Here is a 15324-nt window from a genome sequence, read left to right as displayed (position 1 = left end):
CGTCGATTGACGGGCATTGACAATTCGGTGGGGGCCGAAGCGTTCCAGGCCTACGGTCGTGGCCATGACGACGACCCCGACACCGCTCCCCGTCTCCCCACCGGCCCACAACTGGCGCGCCACCGCCGCCGCCTGCACCACCGTCGTGCTGTGGGCCTCCGCCTTCGTCTCCATCCGCAGTGCGGGCGAGTCCTACTCCCCCGGTGCGCTCGCCCTGGGCCGGCTCCTGGCGGGCACGCTCGTGCTCGGGGCGATCCTCCTCGTACGGCGGGAGGGGCTGCCCGGGCGCGGCGCCTGGCGCGGAATCATCACCTCCGGCGTGCTCTGGTTCGGGCTCTACATGGTGGCGCTCAACTGGGGCGAGCAGGAGGTCGACGCCGGGACCGCGGCGATGCTGGTGAACATCGGGCCGATCCTGATGGCCCTGATGGGCGCCCGCATGCTCGGCGAGGGACTGCCGCGCCGCCTGCTGCTGGGCATGGGCATCTCGTTCTCGGGCGCGGTCGTCGTCGGCCTCGCGATGTCCGGGCACGGCAGCTCCTCGGTGCTGGGCGTGGCACTGTGCCTGCTGGCCGCCGTGGCGTACGCGCTGGGCGTGGTCAGCCAGAAGCCGGCGCTCGCGTACGGCTCCTCGCTGCAGATCAACACCTTCGGCTGCATGATCGGCGCCGTCGCCTGCCTGCCGTTCACCGGGGTGCTGGTCTCCGAGGCGGCCGACGCCCCCATGTCCGCCACGCTGAACATGATCTATCTGGGCGTCTTCCCGACCGCGCTGGCCTTCACCACCTGGGGCTACGCCCTGGCCCGGACCACCGCGGGCCGGATGGGCGCCACGACGTACGCGGTCCCGGCGATCGTGGTCCTCATGGCGTGGCTGCTGCTGGACGAGGTGCCGACCCTGCTCGGGGTCCTCGGCGGGCTGCTCTGCCTGGTCGGGGTGGCGGTCTCCCGGAGCCGTCAGCAGACTGGGCCCACAGGCGGAAATCCCGCTGGGCCGGTGGAGGGAAACCGTCATGACACGGAGGACCGGAGCGCGGGGCGACCGTAAGAAGGCCGGGAAGGCCGAGCAGGCCGACCGCGAGGAAGCCGGGCAGGCGGCCCGTTTCGGCGGGCCGTATCTGGACGGGTTCGGCGTGGTCGACAGCGGGGACGACGATCCGGTCCTCGTCACGCCGGAAGGTCACGCACGCGACGCCTGGCGTGAGGACTACCCGTACGACCGCAAGCTGCGCCGCCGCGACTACGACAAGGCCAAGCGGGCGCTCCAGATCGAGCTGCTGAAGCTTCAGCACTGGGTGAAGGAGCGGGACGAGCGGCTGGTGATCCTCTTCGAGGGCCGGGACGCGGCGGGCAAGGGCGGCACGATCAAGCGGTTCACCGAGCATCTCAATCCGCGGGGCGCGCGGGTGGTGGCGCTGGAGAAGCCGACCGAGCGCGAGCGCACCCAGTGGTACTTCCAGCGCTACACGGCGCATCTGCCGAGCGCCGGGGAGATCGTGCTGTTCGACCGCTCCTGGTACAACCGGGCGGGCGTGGAACGGGTGATGGGGTTCTGTACGACCCGCGAGTACCTGGAGTTCATGCACCAGACGCCGGGGTTCGAGCGGATGCTCGCCCGGGACGGCATCCACCTGGTGAAGTTCTGGTTCTCCGTCTCCCGCAACGAGCAGCGCAACCGGTTCATGATCCGGCAGATCGACCCCGTACGGCGCTGGAAGCTGAGCCCGGTCGACCTGGCCTCGCTGGACAAGTGGGACGCGTACACGGAGGCGAAGGAGCTGATGCTCTTCCACACCGACACGGCGGACGCGCCGTGGACGGTGGTGAAGAGCAACGACAAGAAGCGGGCCCGGCTGGAGGCGATGCGGCACGTCCTGGACCGCTTCGACTACCCGGGCAAGGACGTGGACGTGGTCGGGAAGCCGGACCCGTTGATCGTGGGCCCGGCCTCCCGGCTGTTCGAGGAGGGCGAGATGGACGCCCGGCTGCTGGGGCCGGTCACCTCGACGTCCCGGACCACGGACTACTAGAAGACGACGAGCGCCCGGCCGCCCTTCCCCGCGATCATGTTGTCGAAGGCGGCGGGGATGCCGTCCAGGGCGATGCGCTCGGTGACCATCATCGACAGGTCGAAGCGGCCCGCGCGGATGTGGTCGGCGAGGGCGGGCAGATCGCGGGCCGGGTCGCTGTTGCCGTAGACGCAGCCCGTCAGGGACCGGCCCCAGTGGAAGATCTCCAGGGCGTTGAAGGTGACTTCCTGGTCCTTGCCGCCGATCCCGACGACCGTGGTGCGCCCGCCGCGCCGGGTGGACTCCCAGGCGGCCCGGATGGTCGCGGGGCGGCCGACGCACTCCACGGCCACGTCCGTGCCCTGGCCGCCGGTGAGCTTGCGGATCTCGCGCGGGGTGGTGGCGGAGGCGACGACGTAGTCGGTGGCCCCGGCCTGCCGGGCCAGCTCCTCCTTGGCCGGGGAGACGTCGACCGCGATGATCCGGGACGCGCCCGCGATCCGGGCGGCCTGGAGCACGGCGAGGCCGACGCCGCCGATCCCGAAGACCACGACGCTCTCGCCCGCACGGACCTTCGCGCTGTGGTGGATCGCCCCGTATCCGGTCAGGACCGCGCAGCCGAGGAGAGCCGCGTCGGTGAGCGGGATGCCGTCGGGGGCGGGGAGCACGCAGTTGGCGGCGACGACGGTCTCCTCCGCGAAGGCCGCGACATTGAGGCCGGGGTGGAGGTCGGTGCCGTCCGCCGTACGGGCGTGGAGGTTGGCGGTGCCCTTCAGGGCGTCGGCGCAGAGCCAGACCTCGCCGATCCCGCAGTGGAAGCAGGACCCGCAGGAGGGCGCCCAGTTGAGGACCACGCCGTCGCCGGGGGCGACATGGGTGACGCCCTCGCCGACCGCCAGGACCGTACCCGCTCCCTCGTGGCCGAGGACGGCGGGCACCGGGACCCGCATGGTCCCGTTGGACAGGGACAGGTCGGAGTGGCAGACCCCGGCGGCGGCGAGTGCGATACGGACCTGGCCGGGGCCGGGCTCCGGCAGGACGATGTCGGTGATCTCCAGCGGAGCTCCGACGGCGGGCAGTACGGCGGCGCGGACCACGAACAGGCTCCTTGGTTTCGTCTCGAAGGGGTACGGAAGGGGTACGGGGGTCAGAACTGGAGCGACTTCGTCTGGAGGTACTCCGCCAGACCGTGCGGCCCCAGCTCGCGCCCCACCCCCGACTGCTTGTAACCGCCGAACGGGGCCAGTGGGTTGAAGCGGCCGCCGTTGATGTCGACCTGCCCGGTGTCCATCCGGCGGGCGAAGGCCACCGCCTCCTCGTCGTCGGCCGCCCACACGGCCCCGGCGAGCCCGTACACGGTGTCGTTGGCGATCCGCAGGGCGTCGTCCACGTCCTCGTACCGCAGGATCGAGACCACCGGGCCGAAGATCTCCTCCTGGGCGATCGTCATGTCCGGGGTGACGTCGGCGAAGACGGTCGGGCTGACGTAGTAGCCGGTCTCCAGCGGCGCGTCCGGACCGCCCGCGACCAGCCGGGCGCCCTCCTCGACGCCCTTGGCGATGTAACCGCGCACCCGGGCCTGCTGCTTGGCGTTGACGAGCGGGCCGACCCGCTCCCCGGCCACGTACTTGGTGACGGCGTTCGCCGCGAGCTCCACGGCCTCGTCGTACCGCTCGGCGTCCACCAGCATGCGGGTCCACGCGCTGCACGTCTGGCCGGAGTTGGTCATCACGTTGGCGATACCGACGTTGACCGCCTTGGCGAGGTCCGCGCCGGGCAGGATCACGTTGGCGGACTTGCCGCCCAGCTCCAGGGCGACGCGCTTGACGGCGGCTCCGGCGGTGGCGCCGATCTGCTTGCCGACGGCCGTGGAGCCGGTGAAGGAGACCAGGTCGACGTCCTCGTGGGCGGCGAGCGCCTGTCCGGCGACCGGTCCGAGGCCGGTGACGAGGTTGAAGACCCCGGGCGGCAGACCGGCCGCCTCGGTGGCCTCCGCGAAGAGCTGGGCGGTGAGCGGGGTGTCCTCGGCGGGCTTGAGGACGACGGTGCAGCCCGCGGCGAGCGCGGGGGCGACCTTGGCGACGATCTGGTGGAGCGGGTAGTTCCAGGGGGTGATCGCGCCGACCACGCCGACCGGCTCCAGCAGCACGGTGGAGTTGCCGATCCGCTCCTCGAAGGCGTGGCGGGCGGCCAGTTCGGCGTACGAGGCGGCCACCAGCACGGGCACGCCCGCGTGGACCATCTGCGACAGCGGCAGCGGTGAGCCCAGCTCGGCCGTGATCGTCTCGGCCAGCTCGTCCTTGCGGGCGGCCAGCGCGTCGGCGAGCGCGGTGAGCCGGGCGGCGCGCTCGGCGGGCGGGGTCGCGGCCCACGCGGGGAAGGCGGCGCGCGCGGCCCGCACCGCCGCGTCGACGTCCTCGGCCGTCCCCGCCGGCACCTGGGCGATGACCTGCTCGTCGGCCGGGTTCACGACCGCGATCGTGTCCTGGCCGACGGCGGGCCGCCACGCACCGTCGATGTACATCTGGTCATGGGCCTTCATGGCTGTTTCCTCCCGGACGTGCTGTGCGGAGCCGTGCTGTGCGGAGCGCCGAAGCCGTGCGGCGCGGGGCACACGTCGCACCCGCCCAAACTAGCGCCGTTAGTTTTCTGACGCCAGGGAGCCTCCCGAGACGCCGGTCACGCCGGGCGCGCACGCCCCCGGCACACGTGCCCCTGCCCGGCGGACTTGCCGGAACGGCATGATCCCTTGCCCTGACGGCCGCCGCCGGGACAAGACTGGGGCGAGCCCGCGAACCCGGACCGCCGACCGCCGTCCGCACACCGAGGAGGCACCATGACCGCCGCGCCCCGTCCCCGCCGCCGTCCCCGTCGCCGGGACACCCCGCCGCCACGGACCGGGGGCAGCGAGATCGAGGTGCTGCGCGGCTTCCTCGACTACGTACGCACCTCGGTCGCCGCGAAGGTCGAGGACGCCCCGGAACCGGAGGTCCGCACCGCCGGGGTGCCCTCGGGCACGAATCTGCTCGGCCTGCTCCACCACCTGACCTTCGTCGAGCGGTCCACCTTCCTCGGGGAACGGGTCGCCGACTGGCCCGCGACCTTCCGTGCCGCTCCCGAGGACGGTGTGGCCGAGGTCGTCGCCCGCTACCGGAAGGCGGTCGCGGAGGCGAACGACGTACTCGACACCTGCGTCGACCTCGGCGCGCCCGCACCCCGCCCACGGCCGAACGGCCCTGCGCCCAGCGCCCGTTGGGCGCTCACACACATGATCGAGGAGACCGGCCGCCACGCCGGTCACGCGGATGTCATCCGCGAGCTGATCGACGGCTCGACCGGTCGCTGACCGGGTCGCTGACCGGGGGACCCTCAGCGCCGGGGCGTGTCGTCCAGCCCGGGCACGTCCCGGGGCAGCGGGCAGATGCGGCGGCCGTAGTGGTCGAAGACGTACAGATGGGCCAGGTCCACCAGCAGCGGCACCTGCCCCCCGGTCCGCAGCCGCATATCGGGTCCGGTGCGCACGACCAGGTCGCCGGAGGGGGTGGCGGGGTGGTCGGGACCCTGGATCTCGGTGGGGTCCTCGGCCGGTTCGTCGAGGGTGACGACCGGGCCGCTGACACGGCCGGCCGGCCGCCCCCTGAGCCGTTCCAGGACGCCGACCCCACCCATCCCACCGGCTCCACCGCCGCCGGCCGCTGCCCTGCGGCGGCGGGGCATCGGCCGGGGCCGGGCGGATTCGAGGTCCGGGACGACGGCGGGCCGCGAACCGGTCCTGAGGTGGACGAGCGCCTCGTGCCCCTGGTACTCGACGTGTTCGACGATGCCGCTGAGGGCGACCTCGCCGGGCCGGGCCTGGCTGGGCGGGGCGATCCGGACCGCCTCCGAGCGCAGCCCCACGATGATCCGCCGGCCCTGCTGGATCCGGAGCAACTGGTGGTCGGGGCTGAGGGGTTCGGGCAGGGCGAGCCGCTGGCGGCCGAGGTCGATCGACATCCGGCCCTCCAGCGGGGCGTGCACGACGGCCTGGAGGAGGTTGATGCGCGGGGTGCCGATGAAGGCGGCCACGAACACGTTGTCCGGCAGCGCGTACACCTCGCGGGGAGGGCTGACCTGCTGGAGAACCCCGCCGCGCATCACGGCCACCCGGTCGCCCAGCGACATCGCCTCGGCCTGATCATGCGTCACATAGACGGTGGTGACGCCCAGTTCCTTGGTGAGCAGGGCGATCTCGGCGCGCAGATGGCTGCGCAGCTTCGCGTCGAGGTTGGAGAGCGGCTCGTCCATCAGGAACACGGAGGGCCGGCGGGAGATGGCCCGGCCCATCGCGACGCGCTGGCGCTCGCCGCCGGAGAGCTGCGCCGGGTAGCGGTCGAGGACATGGCCGATCCCGAGCATCCGGGCGGTGGCCTCGACCCGCGCGGTGTTGTCCTCGCGGGGGTTCTCCAGCTTCAGCGGAAAGCCGATGTTGGCCCGGTTGGTCATGCTCGGGTAGAGGGCGAAGTTCTGGAACACCATGGCCATGCCGCGTTCGCGCGGCGGGGTGTGGTTGGCGTACTCCCCGTCGAGGAGCAGGTCGCCCTCGGTGATCTCCTCCAGGCCCGCGATCATGCGCAGCACGGTGGACTTGCCGCAGCCGGAGGGGCCGAGCAGCACGACGAACTCGCCCGGGTCGATGGAGAGCGTGAACCGGTCGACGGCCCGCCGGTCCCGGCCGTAGGTCTTGCTGACATGGTGCAGGGAGATCGCGCGCGTCATGAGGGTCCGCCCGGAAGAAGTGGTGGCATCGCGGTGGGGAGCGGCTATGTGGGGGAAGCTAGCCCACCGGGCGGGGTGTGGGAATGACTCGCGCGAAGGTTGGGGCGTACGGGTCCGGTGGGGCCCGGTCACCCGGGGTTTTCGGCCCCGTTCCGCACGATCGGCGGTACGGGTCCACTGCCCGGCCACGTGTCCTGCGGTACGGGTCCGCTGCCCGGCCGTGTGTCCTGCGGTACGGGGGCGGGCACCGTGCCCGGCGGCGCGAGGGCGGACTCCGTGTCCAGGGGTGCCGGTGCCGGTCCCGGTGCCGGTGCCGACTCCGTACGACCCTCGCCGCGCAGTCCCAGTCCCGCCGCTCCCACCAACAGCACGCCGAGCAGCGCGAACGGGGCCGCCACCCCCACCGCGCCCGCGATCAGGCCCGCCGCCGCGGGGGCGGCGACCTGGCCGAGCCGGTTGCCGGTCAGCCGGAGGGCGAGCGCGGTGGACCGGGCCCGGGCGGGGGCGGCCCGGACCACGGTGGTCATGGACAGCGGCTGGCCGACGCCGAGACAGAAGCCGAGCACGGCCAGCATGACGGCGAGGACCGGGACGGACACGGGGAGGGCGACGCCCGCGCAGAGCAGCCCGGCGAGCAGGCAGCTGGTGGTCAGCAGGGCCCTGCGGCCCAGCAGCCGCAGCAGCGGCGTCATCACCAGCCGGCAGGCGATCGTGGCGGCGGCCCGCAGGCTGAGCAGCAGTCCGACGGTGGCCGGCGCGATGGAGCGGTGCTCGCCGACGACCGGCAGATAGGCGGTGAGGATGTCGGTGGCGGACAGCACCGCCATGCTGATGAAGATGCCGGCCGGAACGCCGCGCGCGCCCAGGATCGCCCGTACCGGGACCTTGTGGCCGGGCTTGCCGCCGGAGCCGGTCGCCCGGCGGTGCTCGATGCGCCAGAGGGAGGTGAGGGCGACCGCGCAGACCCCCGCCGAGACGAGGAGCGCGAGGGCGCTCGTACGGCCCAGAGCACCGCTGTCGGCGGAGATCAGCGCACCGGCCGCGATCGGGCCGATGAGCTGGCCGAGCGAGGCCCCGATGGTGAAGTGCCCGAAGTTGCGGTCCTGTTCGTCGGGCGCGGACTGCCGGGCCACGATCGACTGCGCGCCGATCACGAAACACAGGTGACCGAGGCCCATCACCCCGCTCCAGGCGGCCATCGCGGGCAGCGTGGAGACGATGCCGCTGAGCGCGCAGCCGCCGGAGATCAGGAGCACGCCGAGCGGCAGCAGGGGCGCGCAGCGTCCGTGGTCGGTGCGGCGGCCGAGCGGCACGGCGGCGAACAGCGGGAGCAGGGCGTACACCCCGGCGATGACGCCGACGGCCGCCTCGTCCGCGCCCAGGGCGAGGGCCCGGTAGGAGACGGCGGGCCGCGCCATCGACACCGCCCCCTGCGCGAAGGCGAAGGCGATGACGAGGCGCAGCAGCCAGCCCCTGCCGGGCCCGGTCCGTGGTTCGGGTGTCATCACATGATGCCGAAGAGGATGCCCGCCCCGAGCACCACGAGCGAGGTGAGGACGGCCCACTTGACGGTGAAGCGGGTGTGGTCGCCGAACTCGACCTTCGCCATGCCGACGAGGACGTACACGGCGGGCACGAGGGGCGAGGACATGTGCAGGGCCTGGCCGGCCAGGGAGGCGCGGGCGATCTCCAGCGGCGAGACCCCGTGGGCCGCGCCCGCCTCGGCGAGGACGGGGAGGACGCCGAAGTAGAAGCCGTCGTTGGACATGAAGTAGGTGAGCGGCAGGCTGAGCAGGCCGGTGACGATGGCCATGTGCGGGCCCATCGCCTCGGGGACCGCGCCGACGACCCAGTCGGCCATGCTCTCGACCATGCCGGTGCCGGTGAGGACCCCGGTGAAGACGGCGGCGGCGAAGACCATGCCGGAGACGTTGAGGACGTTGTCGGCGTGCGCGGCGATCCGGGCCCGCTGGTCGGGCATGTGGGGGAAGTTGACGGTGAGCGCGAGGGCCGCGCCGAGCAGGAAGAGCACCGGGATCGGCATCAGTTCCATGATCATCGCTGTCAGCAGGGCGATGGTGAGTCCGGCGTTGAACCAGTAGAGCTTCGGACGGAGCGTGGACCGGTTCGGGTCGAGGCCCTGGAACGCGTCGTCGTCCCCGTCGGCCGGGTCGGCGTCGGCGCCGGTCCCCGTACCCGTACCGCCTGTGGAGGCGGATGCGGACGCGGAGCCGGCGGTGGTGGCCTTACGAAGGCGGTCCTCGCCGCCGGTGCCGGTGCCGGCGGACACGGTCTCCGGCTCCGGCTCCGGCTTCCGGGCGAGCGCCTCGTCGAGGGTCAGCATCCCCAGGCGCTTGCGCTCCCGGCGGCCCAGCACGTACGCCAGCACGAACACGGCGAGCAGCCCCATGGCCAGCGCAGGGATCATCGGTACGAAGATCTCGGAGGCGTCCAGCTTGAGGGCGGTGGCGGCGCGGGCGGTGGGGCCGCCCCAGGGGAGGGTGTTCATGACGCCGTTGGCGGTGGCCGCGACACCGGTCATGACGACCAGGCTCATCTTCAGGCGTTTGTAGAGGGGATACATCGCCGAGACGGTGATCATGAAGGTGGTGGAGCCGTCGCCGTCCAGCGAGACGATCGCGGCGAGCACCGCCGTACCGACGACGATGCGCATCGGGTCGGCCTGGCAGAACTTCAGGATGCCCCGGACGATCGGGTCGAACAGGCCGACGTCGATCATCACGCCGAAGTAGACGATGGCGAACATCAGCATGGCGGCGGTGGGCGCGAGGTTGCCGACGCCTTCGATGACGTAGTCGCCGAGCTGCGCTCCCTGTCCGACGGCGACACAGAACAGTGCGGGGATCAGTACCAGCGCCGCGATCGGCGACATCTTCTTCGTCATGATCAGGACCAGGAAGGTCGCGATCATGGCGAAGCCGAGGATTGTCAGCATGGGGGATACCTAACGTTCATCCTTGAACTCCCACCGGTCTCGGCGGTCGGTCCGGATGACGTTAGGGGCCCTCTCTCAGCGTTAACAAGATGTTGACGTGTGAGCAATACGAGCAAAACCCCAGGTCAACGCGGTGGTGTTAGTGAGCTGGGGTGACGGAGACCGGAATGGCGTTCAGGACCGCCGTGCCGGACAGCGGGTCCAGGAGTGTGCCATCGAGCAGCTGGTTCACATTTGCCCCCGGGTGGGCGGCGGCGACCTTCATGCGGGTGCCGGGGCGGCTGTGGCCCCACCCGTGCGGCAGGCTCACCACCCCGCTGCGCACGGTGTCGGTGATCTCGGCGGGGGCCTCGATCCCGCCGCCCGACGACTCGATCCGGGCGATGGCCCCGTCCACGAGCCCCAGGCGGGCCGCGTCATCGGGGTGGATCTGGAGGGTGCAGACGTTGGACCCGCCGGTGAGCGAACCGACGTTGTGCATCCAGCTGTTGTTGGAGCGCAGATGGCGGCGGCCGACGAGGACGAGCGGGGCGGGGCGGTCGCCCAGCGCCCGGCGCAGGCGCGGCAGATCGGCGGCGATCGGCTCCGGGAGCAGTTCGATGCGGCCGGAGCGGGTGCGCAGGACGTCGGGGACGCGGGGTTGCAGCGGGCCGAGGTCGATGCCGTGCGGGTGGGCGAGGAGCTGTTCCAGCGTCAGCCCGTACGGGCCGAGGCGCAGCATGAGGTCGAGGCGGCGTTCGGGGCCGCTGTCGCCGGTGAGTTCGGCGGCCCGCTCCTCCGGGGCCCCGGCCCGGGTGAGGGCGGTGCCGATGGCCAGGTCGTCGACGGCGGAGGGCGGCGCGCCGTGCATGCCGCTCACCGCGAGGATCAGCCGGGCGTGGATCTCGCTCTCGTCCATCCGCCCGTCCTCCAGGGGCACGGCGGCGCGGGTGTAGCGGACCTGGTTGTGGATGGCGAAGGTGTTGAACGCGAAGTCGAAGTGGGCGCTCTGGGAGGGCGGCGGCGGGGGCAGGACGACATTGGCGTGCCGGGAGGTCTCGTTGAGATACGGGTCGACGCTGACCATGAAGTCGAGTCCGTCGGCGAGGGCCGCGTCCAAGCGGTCGCCGTCGGGCGCGGAGAGCACGGGGTTGGCCGCGATGACCACCAGGGCGCGGATGCGGTCCTCGCCCGGGGTCTCGATCTCCTCGGCGAGGGCGGCGACGGGCAGTTCGCCCTTGGCCTCGGGGTGCCCGGAGACCCGGCTCGACCAGCGGCCGAGCGCGAAGCCCTTGCCGGGGGCGGCGGGCCGTGGGGCGCGTGCGGTGGCGGAGAGCGGGAAGAGCGCGCCGCCGGGCCGGTCGAGGTTGCCGGTGAGGATGTTGAGGACGTCCACCAGCCAGCTGGCCAGGGTGCCGTGCTCGACGGTGCAGCTGCCGATGCGCCCGTAGACGGCGGCGGTCGGGGCGGCGGCGAGTTCCCGGGCGATGGCGGTGATGGTGGTCGCGTCCACGTCGCAGGCGGCGGCGACGGCGTCCGGGGTGAAGTCCGCGAGGGCGGCGGCGAGTTCGTCGAGCCCTTCCAGATACTCGGCGAGCGGCCCGGGGTCGGCGAGCTTCTCGTCGATGAGGGTGTGCGCGAGGGCGGCCAGCAGCAGGGCGTCCGCGCCGGGCCGGATCGCGACGTGCCGGTCGGCGAGCCGGGCGGTGCGGGTGCGGCGCGGGTCGATGACGGTGAGGGTGCCGCCGCGCCTGCGCAGGGACTTGAGCCGGCCGGGGAAGTCCGGGGCGGTGCAGAGGCTGCCGTTGGACTCCAGCGGGTTGGCGCCGATCAGGAGGAGATGGTCGGTGCGGTCGAGGTCCGGTACGGGGATGGCGTGCGCGTCACCGAAGAGCAGACCGCTGGAGACGTGCTTGGGCATCTGGTCCAGGGTGCTCGCGGTGAACACGTTGCGGGTGCGCAGGGCGGCGAGCAGCAGGGGCGGGTAGAGGGAGCCCGCCATCGTGTGCGCGTTGGGGTTGCCGAGGACCACGCCGACGGCCTGGGGCCCGTACGCCTCCGTCAGGGCCGGTATCCGCGCGGCGATCAGGTCGAACGCCTCGCTCCAGCCGGCCTCGCGCAGCTCCCCGTCGTCGCCGCGCACGAGGGGGACGCGCAGCCGGTCGGGGTCGGCGTCGAGCCCTCCGAAGGATGCGCCCTTGGGGCAGATGAAGCCCTTGCTGAAGATGTCGTCGCGGTCTCCGCGCGCACCGGTGACGGTGGTCCCCTCGATGGTGAGGGTGAGGCCGCAGGTGGCCTCGCAGAGAGGGCAGATACGGGGCGCGGTGCGGGAGTCGTGGGACATGGGCCCTCCCCGGGCGGCGGCGGTGGCACGACGACGTCGGCAACATGGGCCGGGCGGGCGTGGAGCCCCGGCCCGGCCGAGCATACCGACCGGTACGCACGGTGGGGAGGTGTTGCGCGGAGGAGAAGACGGAGGAGAAGACGGACCGGGCCCCGGGACAGAGGGGCGCCGCTCAGTCGAGCGTCTGGGCGAGATAGGACCTGACCAGGGTCCGGGTCTCGGCGACGATGGCCGCGTCCCCCGACGGTTCCGTACGGAAGGCGAGCTGGAGCAGCGCGTCGGCGGCCTCGACGCTCACCAGGATGGCCCGGGACAGCCCTTCGTCGGGCCGGCGGCCGAGGTGGCCGGCGAGCAGGACGGAGAGCCGGTCCGCCAGCCGCCGGTTGGCGTCGTCCGCCGCGCCCTCGGCGGGGAACGGCGGCCCGAAGTCGACGAGGGCGAAGCCGGGGACGCTCCGCTTCATCGCCAGGTACTCGTCGAGCACCGCGTCGATGGCGGCGCGCCAGTCGGCGGCGGGCAGGTCCGCGAGCCGGGCGGCGATGCGCTCGGCGTAGACGTCCAGATTGCGCAGCGCGAGGGCGTCGACGAGCGCGCGCTTGTTGGAGAAGAACCGGTAGACGGAGCCGATGGGCACCTCGGCGCGCTCGGCGACGGCCCGGGTGGTGAGCTGCTCGTAGCCGGTCTCGTCGAGGAGCCCGGCGCAGGAGTCGAGTATCCGGGCCAGGCGGTCGGCGCTGCGCTGCTGCACGGGGGCGCGACGGAGGTTCGGGTTGGCAGGGGACTGAGGCACGGGCCCCATGATGCCGTGCCCGCCCCGCGCGGCGAACGGCAGCCGTACCCGGCGGACGACCGCGACGCCCGCCCATGAGGGGCCGCCCCCTCCGCCCGCACGCCCCCGCAGGGCGCGGCACACGCTCACGCAGGACGCGGCACACGCCACGAATGGCGCGATGTATGCCGTTGACGTGCCCCGCTCCTATTCCTACGGTAGTGCATAGGATTCGTCGTCCGGCGGATCCGAGGGCTTTCTTGGGCACACCGGGAGTGCGGGATGAGCGCGATCGACCAGGCGAGGAAGACGGCCGAAGGGCTGACGTATTCCTCGGGCTTCGGCAACGAGCACAGCTCGGAGGCGGTTCCCGGGGCGCTGCCGCACGGCCGCAACTCCCCCCAGCGCGCCCCGCTCGGGCTGTACGCGGAGCAGCTGAGCGGCTCCGCGTTCACCGAGCCGCGCGCGGACAACCGCCGTTCCTGGCTCTACCGGATCCGCCCCTCGGCCGCCCACCCGGCGTTCACCCGGACCGACAACGGGGGCCTGCGCTCGGCGCCCTTCACCGAGACCGTGCCGGACCCGAACCGGCTGCGCTGGAACCCGCTGCCCGACCCCGAGCCCGGCACGGACTTCCTGAGCGGCCTGTGGACGCTCGGCGGCAACGGCGACGCCGCCCAGCGCGCTGGGATGGCGATCCACCTGTACAACGCCGACACCTCCATGACGGACCGGGTGTTCAGCGACTCGGACGGCGAGCTGCTGATCGTTCCCGAGCGCGGGGGACTGCTGCTGCGCACCGAACTGGGCCTGCTGCGCGCCGAACCGGGCCATGTCGCGCTGATCCCGCGCGGGGTCCGCTTCCGGGTGGAGCTGCTGGAGGAGACCGCGCGCGGTTACGTCTGCGAGAACTACGGCCGCCCGTTCGCGCTGCCCGACCTGGGCCCGATCGGCGCCAACGGCCTGGCGAACGCCCGGGACTTCCTCGCCCCGGTCGCCGCGTACGAGGACCACGAGGGCCCGGTGGAGGTGGTCAACAAGTTCTGCGGGAACCTCTGGTCGGCGACGTACGACCACTCACCGCTCGATGTGGTGGCCTGGCACGGCAACCACACCCCGTACGTCTACGACCTGCGCCGGTTCAATGTGATCGGCACGATCAGCTACGACCACCCCGACCCGTCGATCTTCACGGTGCTGACCTCGCCGTCCGACACCCCGGGGCTGGCCGGAGTGGACTTCGTCGTCTTCGCGCCGCGCTGGCTGGTCGGCGAGGACACCTTCCGTCCGCCGTACTTCCACCGCAATGTGATGAGCGAGTACATGGGGCTGATCGACGGGGCGTACGACGCGAAGGCGGACGGCTTCGTTCCCGGCGGCGGCTCCCTGCACAACATGATGTCGGCGCACGGACCGGACCGGGAGACCTTCGACCGGGCGAGCGCGGCGGAGCTGAAGCCGCAGAAGATCGACGACGGTCTGGCCTTCATGTTCGAGACCCGCTGGCCGGTCACGGCGACCGCGCAGGCGGCCGCCGCCGACCATCTGCAGCGCGGCTACGACGACGTGTGGCAGGGTCTGAGCCGCAACTTCCGGCCGTAGACGGCGGAAGGCCGGAGGGGACGGGACGAGGACGACGTGACCGAGAGCCACGAACACGCCGGGGCCGGGGCGGACGGGGACGCCGGTGCGGACACCGGCGTGGACACCGGGGCCGGGGCGGACGGGGACGCCAAGGCGCCGCCCGCCTTCGCCCCCGACTCCCTCGTCCTGAACCGGAAGCTGCCGCTCTGGTACCAGGTCTCCCAGTCCCTGCGGGCCTCCGTACTGGGCCGCCCGCAGGACGCCTCCGCCCGGCTGCCCACCGAGGAGCAGCTCGCCGCGCACTACGGGGTCAGCGTGCTCACGATGCGCCAGGCGCTCAAGGAGCTGGAGACCGAGGGGCTGATCAGCCGGCACCGGCGGCGCGGCACGTTCATCGAGCCGCGCGCCCGGCGGGTCTCCCCGGTCCGGCTGCTGGGCTCGGTCGACGCGATCGTGGCCCAGCAGTCCGGGGAGGCGACGACCGTTCTCGGCCATGGCCCGACGGCGGTGCCCGGTGATCTCGCCGAGTTCTTCCCGGACTGCGCCGAGGTGACCTGTTACCGGCGGCTGCGCCGCGACGGCGAGAGCGACGAGCCCACCAACTGGGCGGAGAACGCGGTCCGCCCCGACATCGCCGCCCGGATCGACGTGGCCGACCTCGAACGCTGGCCGATGACCAAGGTCCTGCGGGACGTCGTCGGGGTGAAGATCTCCCGGATCACCGACACGGTGGAGGCCCGGCTCGCCGACCCGGTGACCGCCGAGCTGCTCCAGGTCCCGCTGCTCAGCCCGATCCTGCACTACACGGGCGTGACGTACGACGCGGAGGGGCACGTGGTGGACGTGGCCCGGATCCGCTACCGGGGCGACCGGTTCTCCTTCTCCGTGACGGTGGAGGCCACCTGACCCCGCCCCACGGGGACGCCGC

Annotated in this window: 12 protein-coding genes; 5 read left to right on the top strand and 7 right to left on the bottom strand. The window is 72.6% G+C overall.

Features of this window, described 5'->3' with window-relative positions; all coding sequences use genetic code 11:
- The first annotated feature begins 64 nt into the window (after positions 1 to 64).
- Both ACIQPT_RS22335 and ppk2 read left to right on the top strand, forming a co-directional pair.
- Positions 65 to 1048 (top strand): DMT family transporter, encoded by a 984-nt coding sequence (locus ACIQPT_RS22335; protein WP_401157727.1) that lies wholly within the window; start codon positions 65 to 67, stop codon positions 1046 to 1048.
- The gene (ppk2, locus tag ACIQPT_RS22330; protein WP_401157725.1) at positions 1014 to 2030 is read left to right on the top strand and encodes a polyphosphate kinase 2; all 1017 of its coding nucleotides are present in this window, start codon (positions 1014 to 1016) and stop codon (positions 2028 to 2030) included. Before ACIQPT_RS22335 ends, ppk2 begins: the two co-directional genes overlap by 35 nt.
- Here the strand turns inward: ppk2 and ACIQPT_RS22325 are convergent.
- Together ACIQPT_RS22325 and ACIQPT_RS22320 are read right to left on the bottom strand one after the other, a co-directional pair.
- Entirely contained in the window at positions 2027 to 3106 is a 1080-nt protein-coding gene (locus ACIQPT_RS22325) for a Zn-dependent alcohol dehydrogenase (RefSeq protein WP_401157723.1), read from the bottom strand. The two genes, ppk2 and ACIQPT_RS22325, sit on opposite strands and share 4 nt — an antisense overlap.
- Positions 3107 to 3156: 50 nt before the next feature.
- Positions 3157 to 4551 carry an aldehyde dehydrogenase family protein gene (locus ACIQPT_RS22320; RefSeq protein WP_401157722.1) on the bottom strand — a complete coding sequence of 465 codons (1395 nt, stop codon included), beginning with the start codon at positions 4549 to 4551 and terminating at the stop codon, positions 3157 to 3159.
- A gap of 294 nt (positions 4552 to 4845) precedes the next feature.
- On the opposite strand from ACIQPT_RS22320, the gene ACIQPT_RS22315 reads away from it, so the two are divergent.
- Complete coding sequence (locus tag ACIQPT_RS22315) at positions 4846 to 5355, top strand: DinB family protein (RefSeq protein WP_401157721.1); 510 nt, start codon at positions 4846 to 4848, stop codon at positions 5353 to 5355.
- Between the two features lie 23 nt (positions 5356 to 5378).
- Here ACIQPT_RS22315 and ACIQPT_RS22310 read toward each other — a convergent pair whose 3' ends face one another.
- The 5 genes from ACIQPT_RS22310 to ACIQPT_RS22290 form a co-directional block, all read right to left on the bottom strand.
- Entirely contained in the window at positions 5379 to 6764 is a 1386-nt protein-coding gene (locus tag ACIQPT_RS22310) for an ABC transporter ATP-binding protein (RefSeq protein ID WP_401157720.1), read from the bottom strand.
- Between the two features lie 128 nt (positions 6765 to 6892).
- Complete coding sequence (locus ACIQPT_RS22305; protein ID WP_401157719.1) at positions 6893 to 8269, bottom strand: MFS transporter; 1377 nt, start codon at positions 8267 to 8269, stop codon at positions 6893 to 6895.
- A complete protein-coding gene (locus tag ACIQPT_RS22300; RefSeq protein ID WP_401157717.1) occupies positions 8269 to 9720 on the bottom strand; it encodes a CitMHS family transporter in 1452 nt (483 codons plus the stop codon). The genes ACIQPT_RS22305 and ACIQPT_RS22300 overlap by 1 nt, the downstream gene beginning before the upstream one ends.
- A gap of 139 nt (positions 9721 to 9859) precedes the next feature.
- Complete coding sequence (locus tag ACIQPT_RS22295) at positions 9860 to 12043, bottom strand: molybdopterin-dependent oxidoreductase (RefSeq protein WP_401157715.1); 2184 nt, start codon at positions 12041 to 12043, stop codon at positions 9860 to 9862.
- A gap of 172 nt (positions 12044 to 12215) precedes the next feature.
- A complete protein-coding gene (locus ACIQPT_RS22290) occupies positions 12216 to 12842 on the bottom strand; it encodes a TetR/AcrR family transcriptional regulator (protein ID WP_401157884.1) in 627 nt (208 codons plus the stop codon).
- A gap of 252 nt (positions 12843 to 13094) precedes the next feature.
- Between ACIQPT_RS22290 and hmgA the strand changes: the two genes are divergently transcribed.
- Positions 13095 to 14414 (top strand): homogentisate 1,2-dioxygenase, encoded by a 1320-nt coding sequence (hmgA, locus tag ACIQPT_RS22285; RefSeq protein ID WP_401157714.1) that lies wholly within the window; start codon positions 13095 to 13097, stop codon positions 14412 to 14414.
- A 36-nt stretch (positions 14415 to 14450) separates the two neighbouring features.
- The gene (locus ACIQPT_RS22280; protein ID WP_401157713.1) at positions 14451 to 15302 is read left to right on the top strand and encodes a GntR family transcriptional regulator; all 852 of its coding nucleotides are present in this window, start codon (positions 14451 to 14453) and stop codon (positions 15300 to 15302) included.
- Positions 15303 to 15324 lie beyond the last annotated feature (22 nt).

The organism is Streptomyces sp. NPDC091289 (assembly GCF_044757365.1).
Lineage (GTDB): Bacteria > Actinomycetota > Actinomycetes > Streptomycetales > Streptomycetaceae > Streptomyces.
The sequence above is the reverse complement of the archived record's forward strand: the minus strand, read 5'-3'. Positions and strand labels throughout refer to the sequence as shown.

What these genes read in the sequence shown, in the direction of transcription:
- ACIQPT_RS22335 (WP_401157727.1), top strand. Translation starts at nt 65, where the DNA reads ATGACGACGACCCCGACACCGCTCCCCGTCTCCCCACCGGCCCACAAC.
- ppk2 (WP_401157725.1), top strand. Translation starts at nt 1,014, where the DNA reads ATGACACGGAGGACCGGAGCGCGGGGCGACCGTAAGAAGGCCGGGAAG.
- ACIQPT_RS22320 (WP_401157722.1), bottom strand. Translation starts at nt 4,551, where the DNA reads ATGAAGGCCCATGACCAGATGTACATCGACGGTGCGTGGCGGCCCGCC.
- ACIQPT_RS22315 (WP_401157721.1), top strand. Translation starts at nt 4,846, where the DNA reads ATGACCGCCGCGCCCCGTCCCCGCCGCCGTCCCCGTCGCCGGGACACC.
- ACIQPT_RS22310 (WP_401157720.1), bottom strand. Translation starts at nt 6,764, where the DNA reads ATGACGCGCGCGATCTCCCTGCACCATGTCAGCAAGACCTACGGCCGG.
- ACIQPT_RS22305 (WP_401157719.1), bottom strand. Translation starts at nt 8,269, where the DNA reads ATGACACCCGAACCACGGACCGGGCCCGGCAGGGGCTGGCTGCTGCGC.
- ACIQPT_RS22300 (WP_401157717.1), bottom strand. Translation starts at nt 9,720, where the DNA reads ATGCTGACAATCCTCGGCTTCGCCATGATCGCGACCTTCCTGGTCCTG.
- ACIQPT_RS22295 (WP_401157715.1), bottom strand. Translation starts at nt 12,043, where the DNA reads ATGTCCCACGACTCCCGCACCGCGCCCCGTATCTGCCCTCTCTGCGAG.
- ACIQPT_RS22290 (WP_401157884.1), bottom strand. Translation starts at nt 12,842, where the DNA reads ATGGGGCCCGTGCCTCAGTCCCCTGCCAACCCGAACCTCCGTCGCGCC.
- hmgA (WP_401157714.1), top strand. Translation starts at nt 13,095, where the DNA reads ATGAGCGCGATCGACCAGGCGAGGAAGACGGCCGAAGGGCTGACGTAT.